Annotated in this window: 23 protein-coding genes and 1 pseudogene; 8 read left to right on the top strand and 16 right to left on the bottom strand. The window is 63.1% G+C overall.

Features of this window, described 5'->3' with window-relative positions; all coding sequences use genetic code 11:
* The first annotated feature begins 349 nt into the window (after positions 1 to 349).
* Positions 350 to 787, top strand: coding sequence for a transposase (locus tag KA712_01015; protein MCG5051515.1), 438 nt, complete (start codon positions 350 to 352; stop codon positions 785 to 787).
* Between the two features lie 145 nt (positions 788 to 932).
* On the opposite strand, the gene KA712_01010 is transcribed toward KA712_01015, so the two are convergent.
* From KA712_01010 to KA712_00970, 9 genes are all read right to left on the bottom strand, one after another.
* On the bottom strand, positions 933 to 1,319 hold the full coding sequence (locus tag KA712_01010; protein MCG5051514.1) for a type II toxin-antitoxin system VapC family toxin: 387 nt from the start codon (positions 1,317 to 1,319) through the stop codon (positions 933 to 935).
* Positions 1,316 to 1,582 (bottom strand): type II toxin-antitoxin system prevent-host-death family antitoxin, encoded by a 267-nt coding sequence (locus KA712_01005; protein MCG5051513.1) that lies wholly within the window; start codon positions 1,580 to 1,582, stop codon positions 1,316 to 1,318. The genes KA712_01010 and KA712_01005 overlap by 4 nt, the downstream gene beginning before the upstream one ends.
* 415 nt (positions 1,583 to 1,997) lie before the next feature.
* Positions 1,998 to 3,338 (bottom strand): hypothetical protein, encoded by a 1,341-nt coding sequence (locus tag KA712_01000; protein ID MCG5051512.1) that lies wholly within the window; start codon positions 3,336 to 3,338, stop codon positions 1,998 to 2,000.
* Between the two features lie 438 nt (positions 3,339 to 3,776).
* Positions 3,777 to 4,202 (bottom strand): hypothetical protein, encoded by a 426-nt coding sequence (locus KA712_00995; GenBank protein MCG5051511.1) that lies wholly within the window; start codon positions 4,200 to 4,202, stop codon positions 3,777 to 3,779.
* Positions 4,087 to 4,341 carry a TetR/AcrR family transcriptional regulator gene (locus KA712_00990; protein ID MCG5051510.1) on the bottom strand — a complete coding sequence of 85 codons (255 nt, stop codon included), beginning with the start codon at positions 4,339 to 4,341 and terminating at the stop codon, positions 4,087 to 4,089. The genes KA712_00995 and KA712_00990 overlap by 116 nt, the downstream gene beginning before the upstream one ends.
* 289 nt (positions 4,342 to 4,630) lie before the next feature.
* Positions 4,631 to 5,026: a type II toxin-antitoxin system VapC family toxin gene (locus KA712_00985; GenBank protein MCG5051509.1), complete on the bottom strand. Its 396-nt coding sequence runs from the start codon at positions 5,024 to 5,026 to the stop codon at positions 4,631 to 4,633.
* Positions 5,023 to 5,253, bottom strand: a complete 231-nt coding sequence (locus tag KA712_00980) for a type II toxin-antitoxin system prevent-host-death family antitoxin (GenBank protein ID MCG5051508.1) — start codon at positions 5,251 to 5,253, stop codon at positions 5,023 to 5,025. Before KA712_00980 ends, KA712_00985 begins: the two co-directional genes overlap by 4 nt.
* A gap of 536 nt (positions 5,254 to 5,789) precedes the next feature.
* On the bottom strand, positions 5,790 to 6,125 hold the full coding sequence (locus KA712_00975; GenBank protein MCG5051507.1) for a hypothetical protein: 336 nt from the start codon (positions 6,123 to 6,125) through the stop codon (positions 5,790 to 5,792).
* Positions 6,126 to 6,647: 522 nt separating this feature from the next.
* Positions 6,648 to 6,998: a hypothetical protein gene (locus tag KA712_00970; protein ID MCG5051506.1), complete on the bottom strand. Its 351-nt coding sequence runs from the start codon at positions 6,996 to 6,998 to the stop codon at positions 6,648 to 6,650.
* Between the two features lie 825 nt (positions 6,999 to 7,823).
* Between KA712_00970 and KA712_00965 the strand changes: the two genes are divergently transcribed.
* Both KA712_00965 and KA712_00960 read left to right on the top strand, forming a co-directional pair.
* Positions 7,824 to 8,114, top strand: a complete 291-nt coding sequence (locus KA712_00965) for a hypothetical protein (GenBank protein ID MCG5051505.1) — start codon at positions 7,824 to 7,826, stop codon at positions 8,112 to 8,114.
* Complete coding sequence (locus KA712_00960) at positions 8,111 to 8,503, top strand: PIN domain-containing protein (protein MCG5051504.1); 393 nt, start codon at positions 8,111 to 8,113, stop codon at positions 8,501 to 8,503. The genes KA712_00965 and KA712_00960 overlap by 4 nt, the downstream gene beginning before the upstream one ends.
* Before the next feature lie 111 nt (positions 8,504 to 8,614).
* On the opposite strand, the gene KA712_00955 is transcribed toward KA712_00960, so the two are convergent.
* Positions 8,615 to 9,088: a transposase gene (locus tag KA712_00955; protein ID MCG5051503.1), complete on the bottom strand. Its 474-nt coding sequence runs from the start codon at positions 9,086 to 9,088 to the stop codon at positions 8,615 to 8,617.
* Here KA712_00955 and KA712_00950 point away from each other — a divergent pair.
* Positions 9,023 to 10,291: pseudogene (locus tag KA712_00950) on the top strand (ISNCY family transposase). The gene KA712_00955 and the pseudogene KA712_00950 sit on opposite strands and share 66 nt — an antisense overlap.
* 390 nt (positions 10,292 to 10,681) lie before the next feature.
* Here the strand turns inward: KA712_00950 and KA712_00945 are convergent.
* Both KA712_00945 and KA712_00940 read right to left on the bottom strand, forming a co-directional pair.
* A complete protein-coding gene (locus KA712_00945) occupies positions 10,682 to 11,266 on the bottom strand; it encodes an IS66 family transposase (protein ID MCG5051502.1) in 585 nt (194 codons plus the stop codon).
* Positions 11,179 to 11,601: a hypothetical protein gene (locus KA712_00940; protein MCG5051501.1), complete on the bottom strand. Its 423-nt coding sequence runs from the start codon at positions 11,599 to 11,601 to the stop codon at positions 11,179 to 11,181. The genes KA712_00945 and KA712_00940 overlap by 88 nt, the downstream gene beginning before the upstream one ends.
* Positions 11,602 to 12,019: 418 nt before the next feature.
* On the opposite strand from KA712_00940, the gene KA712_00935 reads away from it, so the two are divergent.
* From KA712_00935 to KA712_00920, 4 genes are all read left to right on the top strand, one after another.
* A complete protein-coding gene (locus KA712_00935) occupies positions 12,020 to 12,475 on the top strand; it encodes a hypothetical protein (GenBank protein ID MCG5051500.1) in 456 nt (151 codons plus the stop codon).
* A 61-nt stretch (positions 12,476 to 12,536) separates the two neighbouring features.
* Complete coding sequence (locus KA712_00930) at positions 12,537 to 13,898, top strand: DDE-type integrase/transposase/recombinase (protein MCG5051499.1); 1,362 nt, start codon at positions 12,537 to 12,539, stop codon at positions 13,896 to 13,898.
* A complete protein-coding gene (locus tag KA712_00925) occupies positions 13,895 to 14,695 on the top strand; it encodes an AAA family ATPase (protein MCG5051498.1) in 801 nt (266 codons plus the stop codon). Before KA712_00930 ends, KA712_00925 begins: the two co-directional genes overlap by 4 nt.
* 2 nt (positions 14,696 to 14,697) lie before the next feature.
* Positions 14,698 to 15,003, top strand: coding sequence for a hypothetical protein (locus KA712_00920; GenBank protein ID MCG5051497.1), 306 nt, complete (start codon positions 14,698 to 14,700; stop codon positions 15,001 to 15,003).
* Positions 15,004 to 15,192: 189 nt separating this feature from the next.
* Here KA712_00920 and tnpB read toward each other — a convergent pair whose 3' ends face one another.
* From tnpB to KA712_00900, 4 genes are all read right to left on the bottom strand, one after another.
* The gene (gene tnpB, locus KA712_00915; protein ID MCG5051496.1) at positions 15,193 to 15,540 is read right to left on the bottom strand and encodes an IS66 family insertion sequence element accessory protein TnpB; all 348 of its coding nucleotides are present in this window, start codon (positions 15,538 to 15,540) and stop codon (positions 15,193 to 15,195) included.
* On the bottom strand, positions 15,534 to 15,887 hold the full coding sequence (locus KA712_00910; GenBank protein MCG5051495.1) for a hypothetical protein: 354 nt from the start codon (positions 15,885 to 15,887) through the stop codon (positions 15,534 to 15,536). Before KA712_00910 ends, tnpB begins: the two co-directional genes overlap by 7 nt.
* Before the next feature lie 322 nt (positions 15,888 to 16,209).
* A complete protein-coding gene (locus KA712_00905) occupies positions 16,210 to 16,545 on the bottom strand; it encodes a hypothetical protein (GenBank protein MCG5051494.1) in 336 nt (111 codons plus the stop codon).
* Between the two features lie 1,264 nt (positions 16,546 to 17,809).
* Complete coding sequence (locus KA712_00900; GenBank protein MCG5051493.1) at positions 17,810 to 18,499, bottom strand: ABC transporter ATP-binding protein; 690 nt, start codon at positions 18,497 to 18,499, stop codon at positions 17,810 to 17,812.
* Positions 18,500 to 18,511 lie beyond the last annotated feature (12 nt).

Here is an 18,511-nt window from a genome sequence, read left to right as displayed (position 1 = left end):
GACGGCACAGGATTGAAGGTACTCATTCCCAAGCTTCCCGCCGCCCACAACGGCTACATCGAGCTCTATCGCAACGACCAAGTCGCCGTCTTCCAGGACGAGGCTGACAAGAGCGGTGAGACCGTCGCCAAGAAGCTCGCGCCTTTCACTGGAACCCTCACCGCAGATGCCGAGCATCGCTTCAACGATGGATTCGCCTCGGGGCGCGTGCTGGAGGCGAGATGCAACGCTCACGGACGCCGGAAGTTCCGAGACGCCGAGGCAACCCAGCCCGTGCTCGCGGTCGAAGGGGGCGCATTCTTGGGCGCGATTTATGGCGAGGAGGCACGGGCCCGAAAGCTCGGCCTTCGTGGCGACCAGCTCCTCGAGCATCGGCAAAACCTTCATCCGTCCGCTCATTGTAGAATTCAAGCGCTGGCTCGATGCCGTTTCTCCGACGCTCCTGCCGTCCGAGCCACTCGCCGTGGCGATCCGCTACTACAAGAACCACCACGACGCGCTCTTCCGCTTCGTGGACGACCCGCTCGTTCCGATCGACAACTCGCCCACCGAGCGCGAGTTCCAGAACGTCGCCAAGCTGCGACTCAACATGCTCTTCGCCGGCAGCACGGAGGGCGCTCACCGAGCCTGCGTCCTCCTCGGCATCATCGCCACCTGCCGCGCCCAGGGGGTCGCGGCCCAGGCCTATCTCGCCTGGGCCTTCGAGCGCCTCGGCACCCACCGCGACGTCTTCGGACTCCCTCTCGACGCCCTCACCCCAGCCGCATTCAAGAAGACGCTCGGCTGAAGCCCACGCACGCCTTTCGGCCGCCGTCATCCCGGTGTCGCTGATGGGTCACTCGACACGCAGCTCGGTTGGGCATAATCGGGTGGCATTGACGCCACGTCCGCGTGCCCACCGAGGCCCAAAGTGATATCGAGCGAAGATGTGCTCACCACAGCGTTGCTATTGGGTACTGGGTTACCAGAGGGTCCGGCGTAACCAAGGTAAGGCCTCCCATAACGGCCTGGCAAATGAGCATGCGGTCGAAGGGATCGCGGTGCAGTTGTGGCAGTTTCGACACGGCGAGGGCTTCCGTCTCCGATAGTGGCAGGGGCACAATCGCGTGTCGCGCGCGCTCCTCAGGCACAAACGCAGCAGCCGCTCGAGGTAGAGGCAACTTGCCCAGGTCTTGCTTGACCGTGATCTCCCACGCCGAGACCGCACTCAGGAAAACCTCGTTGTCGGGGTCCGCGAACGCCTCGCGCACCCGATGAGTCAGCTGCCGTGCGTCCGTGATGATCCAAAGAAACGTGCACGTGTCGAGAAGAAGCTTCACTCGGCTCCCTCGAACGCATCGACGATGTCAGCTGGTAGCGGGTCGAAGAACGATTCGGCAACGTCGAAGGTGCCGCGGGCAAGGCCTATCGGTCGTGGCTCAACCCGGCGGGGTGCGATGGCGCGAAGTTCGGCCACAGGAACATTGCGATTGCAGATCAAAACCGTCTCACCCGACGCCGCAGCTTCGAGGTACCGCGACAAGTTGGCCTTCGCTTCATGCACGTTTACACGCACCATAGTCACATACTTGACCAAGTTCATGACCATGTCAAGCGGCGCAATCCCTTAGAACAACGCAGCGCACCAGCGTCGGCTTCACGAAACCTGCTCAGAGCCAGACGCGGTTCGGGCAGGTGGCCGGTGGCTCAAGTCCCAAAGCCTCACCAGCGGTCGCCACTTCTATGGGGGGACATGCGCAACGAGATCCGCTCCTTCGTGGTGAAGGACGAAACGGTCACCTATGCCCTCGAGGGTGCAGAGCCTCACCGTCTGTGCGAAGACAAAGACGGTGAGATCTCCGTGCTCGACCTCGCGGGGTCTCCCCCTTGCCTCTCTTCAGGGCGCGCCGGTGGCCTGACAGGTGCCTCCAGCCTGGGTCCCCAGGCCCACGCAAGAGCTGCCGGTGGCTGTGCATCGCCCGAAGGCGCAACAAGGCTGGCCGATGCCTCCGCAGGCTTCACAGGTCGCTGCAAGGCCCACTCCACTGCAACTCAGAGTACCACCACACCGGACGTCTCCTGCGCAGCAAGGCTGGCCCTGGCCACCACAAGCCACGCATTGAGCGTTCTGGCCGAAGCCGCTGCAGACGGCGTTTTCCCCCGCACCCCGAGGCGAAAGCTCCTCCGCAGCAGGGTTGACCCATACCGCCACAGGCCACGCAGCTCGAAGCGCCGCTTCCGCCGCTCCGACAGGCGGTGCCCTCCGCCGTGCACTGGCTTCCGTTGCAGCAAGCCTGACCCGCGCCACCGCAAGGCGAACACATCGCCATCGTACCCTCGCCTGTGCAGCTCAGGCCCGAAGCCGTGCAGCTGCGTCCGGCGCAGCAGGCCTGGCCCTGCCCGCCGCAGGAGCCGCAGCTTCCGTTGGAGCACGTGCCGCCCGTGGCCGGGCAGGTGGCATTCGCCGCTACGCAGCTGTTGTTCGAGCAACAGCCACCATTGGGGCAGCTGTTGCCAGGGCAGCAAACCTGTCCAGGGCCGCCGCAGGCTTGGCAAATGCCACGGCCACCACCGACGCAAGCAGCACCCGCGCCGCACGTCTTGTCGTCGCAGCAAGGCTGGCCAGGCCCGCCACACGCTTCGCAAGTGTCTTCAGCACTGCAGAACGAACCCTCGGCCGTGCAGAGGTCCTCGTTGCAGCAGGCCTGGTCGAGGCCCCCGCAGGGCGGAGGGGTTTGCCCACCGCTTCCTCCAGCGCCTGCGGTGCCACCCGCGCCCGGCGTACCGCCCGTGCCCGGCGTGCCACCCATGCCCGGTGTACCACCCATGCCCGGTGTACCGCCCGTGCCCGGCGTGCCACCCATGCCCGGTGTGCCACCCGCGCCCGGTGTACCGCCCGTGCCCGGCGTGCCACCCATGCCCGGTGTACCACCCATGCCCGGCGTGCCACCCATGCCCGGTGTACCACCCATTCCCGGCGTGCCTCCCGTGCCGAGCGCGCCACCCGTGCCGGGCGTGCCGCCGCTGCCGGTGTCGCCGCCCACGCCGCCCGCCCCCGAATCACCACCGCTGCCGGCCAAACCACCCTCTCCCCCTTCGCCTAGCTGCCCCCCTGCACCACCGGTGCTGACTGGGGCGTCTACCGGAGCACCGCCAGCGCCCGCGTCGAAGTCGTCGTTGAGCCCACCGGTCCCGGGCAAGTCCACGTCTCCACCGGCAGAACCTCCAGATCCGTTGCCTGCATCGCCAGAAATTCCGCTTCCATCCGTGCCGCAGCCCAGAACCCCTGCGCCGAGGAGCAGCGCGGCCCCCAACCCGATCCTCAACCATGAGGTCCCGTCTCTTAACTTCGCGTTCATGTTCCGTAAGCCCTTTCGTGACCAATCGCCTGCCGTCGTGCGGGCAGACGAGTGTTGGTGGAACACCGGGCCGCGAAACGTTAAAGAAAATTGAGCCCATATCCGGCCCTGGTGCCACGTGGCCGCCCGCACCAAAATGCTTAGGCGTACCGTCAGTGTGCCTTGGCTGAGCCCTCAGTATGCCCTGCCGACCCCGAATTTCGTGCAACACGAAAAGCCGCGCTTCTTCGCGCAGTTCGCGCCTCAATGACGTTTCTTCTCACCATTCCGGGGAGCGGCACCCGATCCCCGCCCCTCAGCCGTCGACTATGGAAAGTTCGATCGGCCCCGAGACCTGCGAAGAAGTACCAGATGGCCCTCACGGGGCACGCCCCAGAACGACGCGGCGGATCTGCCACCTCTATCGCCTCGCGAACGTGGCCCTGACTCGACCGACCGTCAAGGCGGTGGGTGCGGTCTCTGCTCGCTCGCAAGACCTGACCAGAGGACCGAGAGCACACGCTTGGACTCGTCGAGTGCCCGTGATCGATTGGATGAGTCGGCGATGACGAACACCGCCTCGTTCAACGCGCCGGAGAGCCAGTGCGCGAGCACATCGAGATCCACGTCGTCCGCGTTGATCGCCCCATTCTCTCGACATGCGAGGAGGCCCTGCTTCAAGGAACCGAGGCCGTACTCGGCATCGATGGCACGCCACTTCGACCAGCCAAGTACGCTCGGGCCGTCGGTCAACACGATCCGTCGCAGCTCATCGTCGGTGGCCAGCTCGAGGAACACCTCGCAGCCCGCTCGCACCGCGTCCAAGGGAGCTACGCTCTGGTCGGCGCACGAGATCTCGTTGTACTCCGCGAAGAACAGCCTCAAAGAGACCCTCTTTGCTACCGAAGTGGTAGTACGCCGCGCCTTTGGTCAGGTTCGCCTCTGCTGCGATTCGTTCGACCGACCTGTCGACGTAGCCGTGCCGCGAGAAGTCGCGTCGGGCGAGGCGAATCAGCTGCTCGATCGACGCGGCCGACCATTGTTAGTTCGTGCGCGGATGGACGATGACATCGCTGCCCTTCGAATGTTCGCGTACGCCTCACAACAAGACAGGCAATGTCCAAGGGAGTGCAAGTCCCTTGGGTCGCACCATCCAAAGGGGCGGTGCTTAAGTGAACAGCATTGCGGGCTTGCTAATGTTGTCACAGCCCTAAGGGCTGCCGCGCACGCGTCGCAAAGGGCAAAAGCCTGCCAGCGCGAATCGCCTCAATCTGCAGCATCGGAGGAATGACTTTGCGCACGCCTCGTCATGCTCACCATAAAGTCTCCAGCAACCCGCTCCCTATCAGATTTTTGTCAGCCGTAACAAGGCGGGCGTTGTGGATGATCGATGTCGCCGCAATGATTCGGTCCGCGGGATCACCACTGATTTCTGGTCCAAAATTGACTGACAGATCGGCAACGTCAGGTGTTATCTGAACTACAGACACGTTTCTAGACTGCAGGAATAGATTTACAAAATCTGCGGCGGTGGTCTGCAACTCGACTCGCCCTTTTTTGACCAACATTGCGATCTCCCAGATCGATATGTCGCTGATTATCAGTGCATTACGATCGTCGGCTTCTTGGATAGCTTGCGAAGCTTTGGCTGTCAGCTGACTGTCTCCTAACGCATCCCAGAGTATTGCGCAGGTATCCATCAGAATCATGCCGAGGCATCCCAGTCACTGCCGGTGGGCGAGACAACGTCTTTCAATTTGGCGGTTGCTGCGAGAACCACAAGTTTCTGCTTGGCTTGGTCTCTTTGGTTTACAGGAGGGGTGATAGTGGCCAGGAGCCGCCCGTTGGAGGTAACGGAGATGGGCTCGCCGGCATTAGCCTTTTCAAGATATTTCAACAGGTTGGCTCTGAATTCGCTGATGTTTATCGTCTGCATAGCGGCCGACCTCATCTGTACAATGTTCTTGTACAACTATAGAGTTTGATGGCTGGCAACGCAAACCCGACTCCTGACTTTTTCTCGAGGCCAGCTCTCAGTGACGAAATAGCCGCCGAATAGGGACGGGCATAAGACGAACAAGCATCACGTCCACTCGCGCTCGCACCGTTGCCGCGGTGGCCCACGCCGATCGAGGCTGACGGCACGCGCTCCTCGAACCCCGCGAGGATGTCCGCCGCCTTCGCGACGGCGTGCCCGAGTTCGTCGTCGGTCGCGCTCGTGCCGCTCGTACGCTCCGCGTCCACGTCGATGTAGAGGGCTCGTCGCGGGTCAGCTCGCTGACGCCCGGCTCGGTCCGCTTGCAGGCCGGATTTCCGCAGAGCGGCTGCAAACGCTCACGACCAACCCGAACACGACGCGTTGCGTGATTCGTCCGCGAATGCGCCCAGTGCGCTGTAGGCGAACGATGAGGGGCTGAACGCCCTGCCCTCCGTGCCGGTTCCGCCGGCCGGTAAGGTTGCCTTGGCGCGGCATCAATCGAACTGCCAAACCCACGGCAATACGCATTTCAAGGCGACGCCGAACTCGGCGGGCCCACCCAGTATGGGAACGCGCACGAACGGCGTAGCGTAGAGAAGCTGGATGCTCTTTCTACTCGACGCGTGCCAAAGCGGAATGGGCACACCGATGAACATGTGCGGGCGCACTTCGTCGGCCGTTCCCTGGAAACCTAGGCCAATGACATACACCCCCATTTCGCCGTAGACCCGAGTCCGCTCGAGAGTGGACGAGCCTTGCGCGCCTACCATGACCCAATAGGGTAGGAGTATGCCCTTTTGACCCAGGAACCCGAGCTCGAGGCCCAACATCAGGCGCCGGGCGGAATCGCCGTGCTCCTCTGCGGCTCGCTCTCAGGGCTCGCCGGAGACGGTCACTCCCGCCGCCACTTCCCCCTCGTGGTTTGAAAAGTCGGGCAGAACAAAGGCGTGAATCCACACAATCGCAGCAAACATTTTCTTGGACTCTGAAAGAGGCTCCGGCAACACCTACGGGCGCAACAGCCATGACGACGCCGACCCAATTATGCCCGCGCCGTCCGCCCCGTGTATCGACTTCGCGCCTGCCGAATCCCCTTGCAAAGGAGGGGACGCGGCAACGAGGTCCTTGTCGCCAGGGGCACACGAACCGGCGCCGGTGATCGTGGCGCAGAACAAGACGCGGACTGTACACATGCCTCTTCCTGTACGGAATGAGGCGAAACCGGGTCAATAAATCGCATCCTCCGCCTCGCTGCCGGGCTTGTGGACGGCTGGCGCGACCTAATCGACCTAGCCGAGGGCGTGCGTATAGTAGGGCCCAGCCAGCAGGTCTATCCGCTGGCTGGCGCCCCCTCATCCCACCGGACGTGCGGATTTCCCGCATCCGGCGGTTCGACCGGATTCGTCAACGCGCCCACGCGGTGTCTTGACTACCACCTTCATCAGACGATCGTGCGGTATCGAGTCGAAGTATCGCTCGATGTCCGCATCAATCACCCAGTACATCCCGTCGGCGATGCTCTCGCCCACCGCCTTGAGTGCATCGTGCGCGCTCCGCTTGGGCCGGAATCCATACGAGTCCGACTCGAAGTCGGCCTCGTAGATGGGTTCGAGAACCAGCTTCGCTGCAGTTTGCACAACTCGGTCGATGATGTTGGGGATTCCCAAGGGGCGCTCCCCGCCATTGGCCTTCGGAATGTACACCCGTCGGACCTCTGCCCAGGCGACCGCTTCGCACGTTGACACAGCGCTCTCTGCAAGTTCCGAATCTTTTCAGGCGTGGCTAGCTTCATGGCAATCACCCTTCCTTTCCTGCTTCGATACGCGTACCGGTTCGCAAGGTCCCTTCGCTCCTGCGGCATTACCCGCTCTCCTCGCTGCTACGAACCTCGCCGACTCCTTCGACGACCACGCGGCCTCGGTCTCCCTTGTGCCGTCTGTTGCGGTGGCTACCCGCTTCGTCAAAGATCTCCCACGTTCCGCACTCTCCCTTTGAGAACCTGCCGTCCCTGATACCCCGGGGGAGCGACATCCACCTTTCTACCGAGCACGCTGGATGTCGTGCTGACTTCGCCCAATTCCTAGAGGCTCCTCCTCCCCGTCTTCGATATCGGGGCTACTTTCGGGTTCACACGTGTTCGGCCCGCTCTCTCGCCTCACGCTCGCTTCGACAGGAGCCTCGCGACTCTTCGCCGGAGCGCTGGCTTCATGTGTTCTCGGTTCTTTCACATGGTGGGTACCTCCCACAGGGTTGCGTGCATCCTCGTGGCGCACAGGAAGTTTTAAACGAGACAAGGCGTCGAGTCAGAAAGTCCGACATAACTTGTTCTGTCGACTAACGTAAGCCGCCTTGCATCCTCAGCCTTGCTGCCGGGTGTCGTGCGACGATGGCTCGGAAGCTGGTCTCGAAGAGAAGAAAGAGTCGCTTCATTCGGATTGGACACAGCGGCGGCCGGAATCAGAAAGTCATTCCAGCGAACCAGTTCTCCGGCTTTGACAAAGTAGCCACAAGTAGCTACATTATTAAGTATGCGGTCTGTGGGCGTCAAAGTGCTGAAAAACAAGCTCAGCGAATATGTGCGCCTTGCCGCCAGTGGAGAATCCGTGCTGGTCACGGATCGAGACCGAATTGTCGCCGAACTCGGCCCTCCGCGGCTCGAGCGCAGCCCGATCCTGGCAGACGCTCTGCTTGCCGAGTTGGTTCGCACCGGCTGCCTGAGGCCGCCGAGCATCTGCGATCATCAGCCCCCACCGCGTCTGCCTGTTGCCAGCGCTGCAGAGCTGCTTAAAGAGCTGCGCGGCGATCGAGACGACCGGTGATCTATCTCGACACCTCGGTGGCGCTCGCGCATCTGCTTGCCGAAGACCGGTTTGCGTCCATGGCACTGTGGTCAGAGACCCTCGTTTCAAGTCGCCTTCTAGAGTACGAATTGTGGACGCGCATCAACGCGCGCGGCCTGGCCAAGGCCCATGGCGAGAGCGTTCGAGCGCTGCTGGCGCGCGTGGCATTGATCGAGCTTCTTCCGCTCGTGCTTGCGCGAGCGCTTGAGCCATTTCCTGAACCGGTGCGCACGCTCGATGCGCTTCATCTCGCATCGGCCGCCTTCCTACGCGATCAAGGGCAAGTGATCGAATTGGCATCATTCGACGAACGAATGCTAGCGGTGGGCCGTCGCATGGGCTTTCCCGTATCCACCCACGTTTCGTAAGCCCGCCAGCAAGACCTGAACGATCTGGCGACGCTCATCGACAGCCGGGTCGATGCGTAGTGCCCCATGAGCGACACCGGGATGACGGCGGCCGAAAGGCGTGCGTGGGCTTCAGCCGAGCGTCTTCTTGAATGCGGCTGGGGTGAGGGCGTCGAGAGGGAGTCCGAAGACGTCGCGGTGGGTGCCGAGGCGCTCGAAGGCCCAGGCGAGATAGGCCTGGGCCGCGACCCCCTGGGCGCGGCAGGTGGCGATGATGGGAACGAGGGGGTCGTCCACGAAGCGGAAGAGCGCGTCGTGGTGGTTCTTGTAGTAGCGGCTCGCCACGGCGAGTGGCTCGGACGGCAGGAGCGTCGGAGAAACGGCATCGAGCCAGTGCTTGAATTCTACAATGAGCGGAAATCGCGCCCAAGAATTGTAGACGCAAAGTGAAAATGTCCGCTTTGTGCAACTTAGAAATGTCCTCTTTTGGGCGCCGCTGCCTGGCAGCCTCGGGCCGCAATGGCCAGGGATCTTGTCACGATGAGCGCGCTGGAAATGGACCGAATGCAGGTCGTCCAGCGAGTGTTGGAAAAGCGGCTGACGCAAGCAGAAGCCGCCATGGTTCTGGGTCTTAGTCAGCGCCAGGTGCGCCGATTGTGCCAGTCCATGAGGCGTCAAGGGCCTCGGGCTCTCGTGTCGCGAAAGCGCGGACGCCCCAGCAACCGTCAGTTGCCGGAGGTGGTGCAAGAGTACGCCGTAGGTCTCATCAGTGAGCGCTACAGGGACTTCGGGCCGACGTTGGCTCACGAGAAACTTACTGAGCTACATGGCGTTCGTGTATCCCGGGAGACGTTGCGCAAGTGGATGATCGGCGCCGAGATCTGGACGCCGCGGGCGCAACGAGGGCCGCGCATCCACCAGCCGCGAAGACGGCGGGACTGTCTTGGTGAGCTGGTTCAGATAGATGGGAGCGATCACGAATGGTTCGAGGGCCGCGGACAAAGATGCACCCTGTTGGTGTTCATCGACGATGCCACGGGAAGGCTGATGGAGCTGCGCTTTGTGGAAGTGGAATCGGCCTTCGACTACTTCGATGCGACTGCAAGCTACGTACGGAAGCATGGAAAGCCAGCGGCCTTCTATAGCGACAAACACAGCATCTTCCGAGTAAACCAGGAAGGTTCAACAGGTGCGGCAAAGGGTGTCACGCAGTATGGTCGCGCATTGGGAGAACTAAACATAGACATCATTTGTGCGAACACAGCGCAGGCCAAAGGTCGTGTAGAGCGCATGAACAAGACGCTGCAAGACCGTTTGGTCAAGGAGCTGCGGCTTCATGGTATCAGCAATGCGGAAGATGCGAATGCCTTCGTCCCTGCCTTTATGGACGCCTACAACAACCGCTTCGAGCGTGCTCCTCGCAGTCTTCATAATGCCCACCGTCCCTTGCTTGAGGGCGAGGACTTGAATCTCATCTTCACGTGGCAAGAGGACCGAAAGCTGTCGCAGAGTCTGGTGGTGCAGTTTCAGAGAAACTCATATCTGGTCGAACCAACGACAGAAACGAGCAAGCTTGCGGGAAAGACCGTGCGCGTGCACTTGTGGAAAGACGGCCAAGTGCAATTGCGCCACAACAACCAGCCGCTTTCCTTTGCACTCTTCGACAAGAGTCCCCACGTGAACCAGGGTGAGATTGTCGAGAACAAACGATTGGGCACTGCGCTGGCGGTCATTCAGCAGCAGCAGCAGGTTCGAGATGAAGCCCGTCTTAGGTCCAAGAAGCTCACGCTTCGACAAAAGGAACGATTGCGTGCCCAACGCGCGGAGGCTGAATCAGCGGGACCAACGCCCACGGGCATTAACCCTGGCGCAGCGGAAGCCTTCGCCAGCTATTTGCAAGAGTTTGACCGGGAACAAAAAGCCAAGCAGCGTCGCTACACCGAAGCCGCACGCGCCCGCAGAGCCGCAGCCCGCGAGGCGTCGCAAAACTGCCTGGACCGAGGCACCAACGGCGCCGCGTAGCCGTAGCGGCGGGAGTAGCTCACCAGCCGCTGCGGCATGCTTTTGGCCCTGCACTTGCCCACAGCTGCACGTCGCCACCTGCCCTGGGCATGGGCCGTGCCCGCCGTGCATCTATGGACAAGTGGCCAAAACCCCGCCTCCGCTAATACCCCCTGACGCGCCGCATGGAGGACATTTCTAACTTGCAGAAAAGCGGACATTTCTACTTTGCGTTGACAAGAATGCGCCCCCTTTGACCGCGAGCACGGGTTGGGTTGCCTCGGCGTCTCGGAACTTCCGGCGTCCGTGAGCGTTGCATCCCGCCTCCAGCACGCGCCCCGAGGCGAATACATCGTTGAAGCGATGCTCGGCATCTGCGGTGAGGGTTCCAGTGAAAGGCGCGAGCTTCTTGGCGACGGTCTCACCGCTCTTGTCAGCCTCGTACTGGAAGACGGCGACTTGGTCGTTGCGATAGAGCTCGATGTAGCCGCTGTGGGCGGCAGGAAGCTTGGGAATGAGTACCTTCAATCCTGTGCCGTCCGTCGCCATCCATCTGCTGCCGAGCAGCTGCTTCCAATGAAGGCGATCGACGCCCGCCAGCAAATCGGAGGCGCGCTCGATGAACGTCACGAGCGTGCTCATCGCGAGCGGAATGCTGCGCTCCGCGAGGTCGCGACGGATGCGGTCGAGCGGCGTCAGCAGCCAGAACTTCTGGTAGACGAGCCACGCGAGCCATTCACAGGTAACCTTGGATCGCTCATACGGAGCGGGCAGCGATCGCACTCCTTCGGCCGCAGCTCATGCTCCTCCGCCTCGAGGTGCTTGGGCAGCGGTTTGCGGCCCGTGGGCTTCCTCGGCTTCTTCGGCGCTGGCTCTTCGGCAGGCTTGTCGGGCGCCTTCGGACGCTCCTCGAAGGCGCGTCGATGCTCGCCCTCGGCGACCGGTGGTGCTGCGGGCGCGGACGGCGTTACTGCCGGGGTCGGTTTTCGCTGCTTGCGTTGCGCGATGGCGAGCAGCTCGGCGACGCGATCATTGAGCCGCGCCAGCTCGAACAGGAGCTGCGCGATGTGCTTGCGCATCTCCGCGTTCTCCCTTCGCAGGCCTTCGAGCTCGTCCACAGATCAGTAGAGATCATGATCTGCGATCCGTGTCTGTTAGGTCTCACGTAAATCCGTAAACCCCCAGGAAGGATTTCCCGCACTGGGTCCCTGGTGGTTTTCGTGATGAGGGGGCGGAAAGCGGGACAAGGGTGAGGTGGCTTTTTGCGGGAAACGGGGATCTGGGTGAGGCTACCGGCCGGCAGGCATAACGCCCGCCCTTGGGACCCCAGAAAAAGGTTGGGCCCGCCACGGAGGCAACCGTGCGAGCCCTTGGCCGGTCGTGCAGTTGCGCCAAGCGACAGTACTGACCAGCGAGCAATACGTTAAGCAGGAAGGCTGGCAACAGGCAAGGCTCGAGCGGTGTCCGGCGCACGGATCTGGTAGCAAATGTGGCTTTCGCAGCCTCGGGACCTACGCCCGGGTGGAGCCAGCTGGGATGCGGGTGGCCCGGTACTACTGCCCGACGGCACATCGGACCTTCAGCCTGTTGCCCGACTGCTTGGCGTCTCGGCTCAGTGGCTCCCTGGAGGAGGTCGAGGCCGTGGTGACCGCGGTGGAGGCCGCGCCGTCGATAGAGGCAGCCGCCGATCGGCTGCGGCCAGACATCGAACTGCCCGGGGCGGTGCGATGGGTGCGCCGCCGCTACAGCGCCACCCGGGCGGCCCTGCTGGTGCTGGTGACCTCGACGCCCGCGCTGCTCGGCAACTGCGAGCCCACGCTCGCTGAGGTCCGCCAGCGTCTGGGCACTCCGGTACTGCGGCACGTACGAGCCGAATCCGAGAAGCAGCTTGGCGCCTTGCCCGCGCCAGTCGGATTCGGCCCCCGCAGTCGAGCCGCCAGCAGACTGTGGACACCTCGCGAACACGAAACGGGGCCAGACCCGCCGCCCTAACGCCTGTAGTGGTCGAGGCATAGGCGCTCACCGCCAAAACCACGGGCGCCGAGGAGAAAACATGGACACCCAAGCCGACGACAACGAGCGACGCAAGGCCGTCGCGCTCTTTCGCTATGGTGTGATTGCCGACCTATTGCACTGGCCCAAAGGCAAGCGAGGCCTGGGCGAGCAAATCGCAAAGAAGGCGGACCGCACCTACGACATCCCCGGCTCACGCAGGAGCCGTATCGCTGCCGAAACCATCAGAGACTGGCTCAAGGCCTATCGCCACGGCGGCTTCGATGCCCTGATGCCCAAGGCGCGCAGTGACGAGGGGCAGGCACGCAAGATCCCACAGTCCATCGTGGACCTTCTGTGCATGGTCAAGGAAGACAGGCCCGCACTGTCTGTGCGCATGGTCATCGATGCCGTGCGAGCCTCGGGCGAGGTACCACAGGACCTGGAGCTGGCGCCAGCCACGGTGCATCGGGTGCTCTCTCGTGCAGGCTTGATGGCTCGCAAGCCCGAGACGCCAACGAGCAACGACCGCCGTCGCTTCGCCTTCGCGAAGGCGGGGGAGATGTGGATGAGCGACGTGATGCACGGACCGTCCGTGCTGATCGGAGGCAAGCGCCGCCAAAAGACGTATCTCATCTCATTCATGGACGACGCCACCCGAGTCGTCCCGTACGCTGCCTTCGCGCTCGGCGAAAACGTCTCTTGTTTCATGCCCGTCTTCGAGCAAGCGCTGCGACGGCGTGGACTTCCCCTGCGGCTTTACGTCGACAACGGGGCAGCATATCGGTCGCATCATCTGTCCCTCGTCTGTGCCAGGCTGGGCGTGACTCTCATCCATGCACGCCCCTACCAGCCCCAGGGCAAGGGCAAGCAGGAGCGCTGGCACCGCGAGGTGCGCCGGCAATGCCTTGGCACCCTCGCCGAAGGAGACACTGCGAGCCTCGAAGCCCTCAACCGCAAGCTCTGGACCTGGGTCGAGGGGGAGTACCACCAGGCCCCTCACAGAGGCCTTGATGGCGAGACCCCGCTCGAGCGCTGGGCTCGCGCTTGCGACGAGGTGCGGCTGCCGGACATCGGCGCAGACTTCAGTGCGCTCTTTCTCTTCGAGGAAAAGCGCAAGGTACACAAAGACAGGACCGTCAGCTTGCGGGGCGTCGTCTATGAGGTGGACGCTTCGCTCGTCGGCGAAACCGTCTCTTTGCGCTTCGACCCGAGCCGGGTCGGCAAGCCCGTCGAGCTCTGGGTCAAGGGGCGCAAAGTCGGCCTGGCCAAACCCGTCGATGCGTATGCCAACTGCTTCGTCAAACGCGACAACGAGGTGCGCTCCGTCCTGCGTGCCGACCGCGTTGCACCGAATCCGCCAGAAGGACTTCGCCTGCGCGACTTCGACGTCGTCGAGCACCACGACCAAGGAGAGCGATGATGTACCGCAAGCACTTCGGCCTGAACCGCCATCCCTTCGGCAAGGAGGTCGAGCCTGATGACCTCTTTGTCTCATCTGCAAGTCAGGAGCTGTCGGTCCGCCTCAATCACCTCATCGAGATGAGGGGCATCGGCCTCGTCACGGGCGACAGCGGCAGCGGGAAGACCACTGCCTGTCGCAAGGTAGTCTCGGGACTGCACACGGGGCTACACAAGGTGGTCTACGTCGCCCACTCGACCGGCAACGTCATGGACGTCTACAAAGCCATCGCCTGGGAAATGGGCCTGCCCACCGAGCGCAACCGTGCCGCCGTGTATCGGCAGATCCGAACCGAGGTCACACGCCTGACCACCGAGGCACGGTGTCGCCCCATCCTCATCGTCGATGAGGCCCATCATCTCAGGCCTGACGTGCTCGAAGACCTCAGGCTCCTGACCAACTACCAAATGGACGCAGAGAATCGGCTTTGCCTGCTGCTGGTGGGACAATCTGAGCTGCGTCGTCGACTGGGCATGGCTGTCTACGAGGCGCTCAGCCAGCGCATCGTCATGCGCTATCACTTCGCAGGTCTTTCCCGTGAGGAGCTGTCCGGATACTTTGCTCACCGGCTTCGCCTCGCGGGGACCGAGCTGCCGCTCTTTGATCCCGCAGCCCTCGAGGCAACCTTCCAGGCCACAGGAGGTCTGCCACGAAAAGTGAACCTCCTTGCTCACCACGCCCTCATGGCCGCAGCTCTCGCACGGGCCAAATCCGTGACTGTCGAGCACGTCCAGGCAGCTTTGCCGGAGGTCGGGTGACCATGGGCACTACGATTCCATTGGAGGCTGGTCCCATCATCCAGCCCGGGCTCGACGAGCTTTGTGTCGCGCCCGCGATCGGCGTCCTTGCCGCCCTGGACGCCACGCTCGCAGCTGCTGCCCAACAGCTACACGCAGCGCATCCAGACCTAACCCTGGGCGGGCTGGCCTTTGGTGAGCCGCTCTCACCGCAAGCGCGCTCGGCGTACCTCCTTCTCTTTCGCTGTGTCGACTTGCGCACCGCGATCAGGGAATACAGGCACGTGGCCATCGACAACGCCTGCGACCAGCTCGACCTGCCCTTCTGAACCCCGAGAAGAATCCCCAAATCAGCCCCGGCTTCGCCTCAACCGCGCCGGGGCTTCTCCATTTGTGCCCTTATCCAACCCGGCACGCACCCACCCTCCAATCTGAGAAATCAACCCCCTGTCAGGGTGATCTTCGCTGAGAAACTCGAGGTGAGATAGCGTGAGAGACAACACGTGTCGATCCCCTAATTACACTTTTCGCCGATACCAGCCCCGCCGAGCGGCGGTGAAGTCGATCCCGGCCAGGAGCGAAGCGAAGGCGGAGCCATCGATTGCGACCTGGGGCTTTTCGCCGTCGAGGGGCGGAAGCTGAAAGCTTCCGGTTTCGAGTCGCTTGGCGAGCACGCACCAACCCGAGCCGTCGAACCACAACGCCTTCGCCAACCGCCGGCGCTTGTTGAAGAAGAGGTACAGATGGCCGTCGACCGGATCGAGCCCGAGACCCCTGACGGCGCCGGCGAGCGCATCGAAGGACCCACGCATGTCGAGCGGCGTGACCGCGACGAACACGCGCACGGTCGCGGGGAAACTCAGCACGAGCGCAGTACCTCGATCACCTGGCGCAGCATCGCCATCGATGCATCGTCGCCGAACTCGACCCGCCCCGCGGCGAGCTTGACCACGTAACGAGCAGTCCCAACGGTGCCGCGAGGTGGAGCGGGAACAAGCTCCACCAATGCCGGCCGGGGCACCTTCCCCTTGCCCCGTCGCTGTCCCCGACTTTGCGGCGTCCGCCGCTCCAGCGCCATCACCCAGGCCCGCAGCGAGCGCCCATCAATCCCACGGGCCCGCGCCCAGTCACCGATGCTCACCCGCGAGAGCTTCGCGGCCGCCAGATACTCCTGTGCCTCGTCTTCGTTCCGAATCTTCCGTCCTGCTGCCAAGTGCACCCTCCAAGCCGTGCACGAGCCTGCCGGAGCAAGCCACCGCCGTCATCCCGGTGTCGCTGATGGGTCACCTCGTACGCTCCGCGTCCACGTCGATGTAGAGGGCTCGTCGCGGGTCAGCTCGCTGACGCCCGGCTCGGTCCGCTTGCAGGCCGGATTTCCGCAGAGCGGCTGCAAACGCTCACGACCAACCCGAACACGACGCGTTGCGTGATTCGTCCGCGAATGCGCCCAGTGCGCTGTAGGCGAACGATGAGGGGCTGAACGCCCTGCCCTCCGTGCCGGTTCCGCCGGCCGGTAAGGTTGCCTTGGCGCGGCATCAATCGAACTGCCAAACCCACGGCAATACGCATTTCAAGGCGACGCCGAACTCGGCGGGCCCACCCAGTATGGGAACGCGCACGAACGGCGTAGCGTAGAGAAGCTGGATGCTCTTTCTACTCGACGCGTGCCAAAGCGGAATGGGCACACCGATGAACATGTGCGGGCGCACTTCGTCGGCCGTTCCCTGGAAACCTAGGCCAATGACATACACCCCCATTTCGCCGTAGACCCGAGTCCGCTCGAGAGTGGACGAGCCTTGCGCGCCTACCATGACCCAATAGGGTAGGAGTATGCCCTTTTGACCCAGGAACCCGAGCTCGAGGCCCAACATCAGGCGCCGGGCGGAATCGCCGTGCTCCTCTGCGGCTCGCTCTCAGGGCTCGCCGGAGACGGTCACTCCCGCCGCCACTTCCCCCTCGTGGTTTGAAAAGTCGGGCAGAACAAAGGCGTGAATCCACACAATCGCAGCAAACATTTTCTTGGACTCTGAAAGAGGCTCCGGCAACACCTACGGGCGCAACAGCCATGACGACGCCGACCCAATTATGCCCGCGCCGTCCGCCCCGTGTATCGACTTCGCGCCTGCCGAATCCCCTTGCAAAGGAGGGGACGCGGCAACGCGGTCCTTGTCGCCAGGGGCGCACGCACCGGCGCCGGTGATCGTGGCGCAGAACAAGACGCGGACTGTACACATGCCTCTTCCTGTACGGAGTGAGGCGAAACCGGGTCAATAAATCGCATCCTCCGCCTCGCTGCCGGGCTTGTGGACGGCTGGCGCGACCTAATCGACCTAGCCGAGGGCGTACGTAGAGTAGGGCCCAGCCAGCAGGTCTATCCGCTGGCTGGCGCCCCCTCATCCCACCGGACGTGCGGATTTCCCGCATCCGGCGGTTCGACCGGATTCGTCAACGCGCCCACGCGGTGTCTTGACTCCAAGGTTGCACAGGAGCCCATTCGAGTACGCCGTACTCGCGGTGGACCTTGTGCCCCGACACGAGCGACCATGCCGGGTATTGGCTGCGTTTCCGACGAAACCATTTTGCGATTCGCATGGCGACGTAGCTGTCGAGACGGCGTCTTGACCACCACGGCGCCAGCTTGAAGTAGTTCCGGGCCCCACGAATGTAGCTGTTGCTCTCTGACGAGCCGCGGAAGCGATTGAAATGTTCGCTTCGTTGGCTCGCGCAGCATCTCTCGGATCCGGGACACCGACTTCGGGCTGATATCGAGCACCAGCCGGCCAACCCGCCTTCGGACGCGGTAGCCGAGGAAATCGAATGACTCCTTTCGGCTCCGCCATTGGCCTTCGGAATGTACACCCGTCCGACCGGTCCAACCCGATATGTCTTCCTTCGGAGCTCTTCCGATACCTTCGTCAAGTGCGCCTCGACTTCGGCCTCTCCGATGCTCTCGAGAGTCTTGCCGTCAGGTCCCGCTGCTCCACCATTCGCGCGGCAAAGCGCGTATGCGTGATCCAGCACGTCCTGTCGGTATACCTTGTCGTACGACGAATAGAACCTCTGCCCAGGCGACCGCTTCGCACGTCGATGCAGCGCTCTCTGCCGGTCCAAAGGCCCTTGGCCTCGGAGCCGCCCCTACTGCGCCCGGGGCGCGTTGGCCTCGTCGGCCACTATGCGCCCGTCGCGAAAGCGCACCACACGCTGGGCGTAAGCCGCCACGTCGGGCTCGTGGGTGACGAGCACGATCGTTTTGCCCGTGGCGTGTAGCTCCTGAAACAACGACATGATCTGCTCCGTGGTCTCGCTGTCGAGGGCGCCCGTGGGTTCGTCGGCGAGGAGCAGCACGGGGTTTTGCACCAGCGCCCGCGCGATGGACACGCGCTGCTGCTGCCCACCCGACATCTGGCTTGGCAAGTGGTGCATGCGGGCGGCCAGGCCCACCCGCTCGAGCGCGGCCTCGGCGCGCTTGCGGCGCTCGGCGCGGGGCACGTTGGCGTAGCGCATGGGCAGCTCGACGTTGTCGAGAGCGCTGTAGCGAGGCAGCAGGTTGAAGGATTGAAACACGAACCCGATCTTCTGGTTGCGAAACCGCGCCAGCGCGCGATCGTCCATGCTCCGGGTGTCTTGCCCGTCAAGCAGGTAGCGGCCCTCGGTGGGTTGATCCAGTGTGCCCAGTAGGTTCAGCAGGGTGGATTTACCCGAGCCCGACGCGCCCATGATGGCCACCATCTGGCCGCCTTCGATGCGCAGGCTCACCTGGCGCAGTGCGTAGACCGGAGACTCCCCCGAGCCGTACACCTTGGACACGTCCGAGATTTCAACGATGGTTTGCTGCAT

Source organism: Myxococcales bacterium (genome assembly GCA_022184915.1).
Classification (GTDB): Bacteria; Myxococcota_A; Polyangia; order Fen-1088; family Fen-1088; genus JAGTJU01.
The sequence above is the reverse complement of the archived record's forward strand: the minus strand, read 5'-3'. Positions and strand labels throughout refer to the sequence as shown.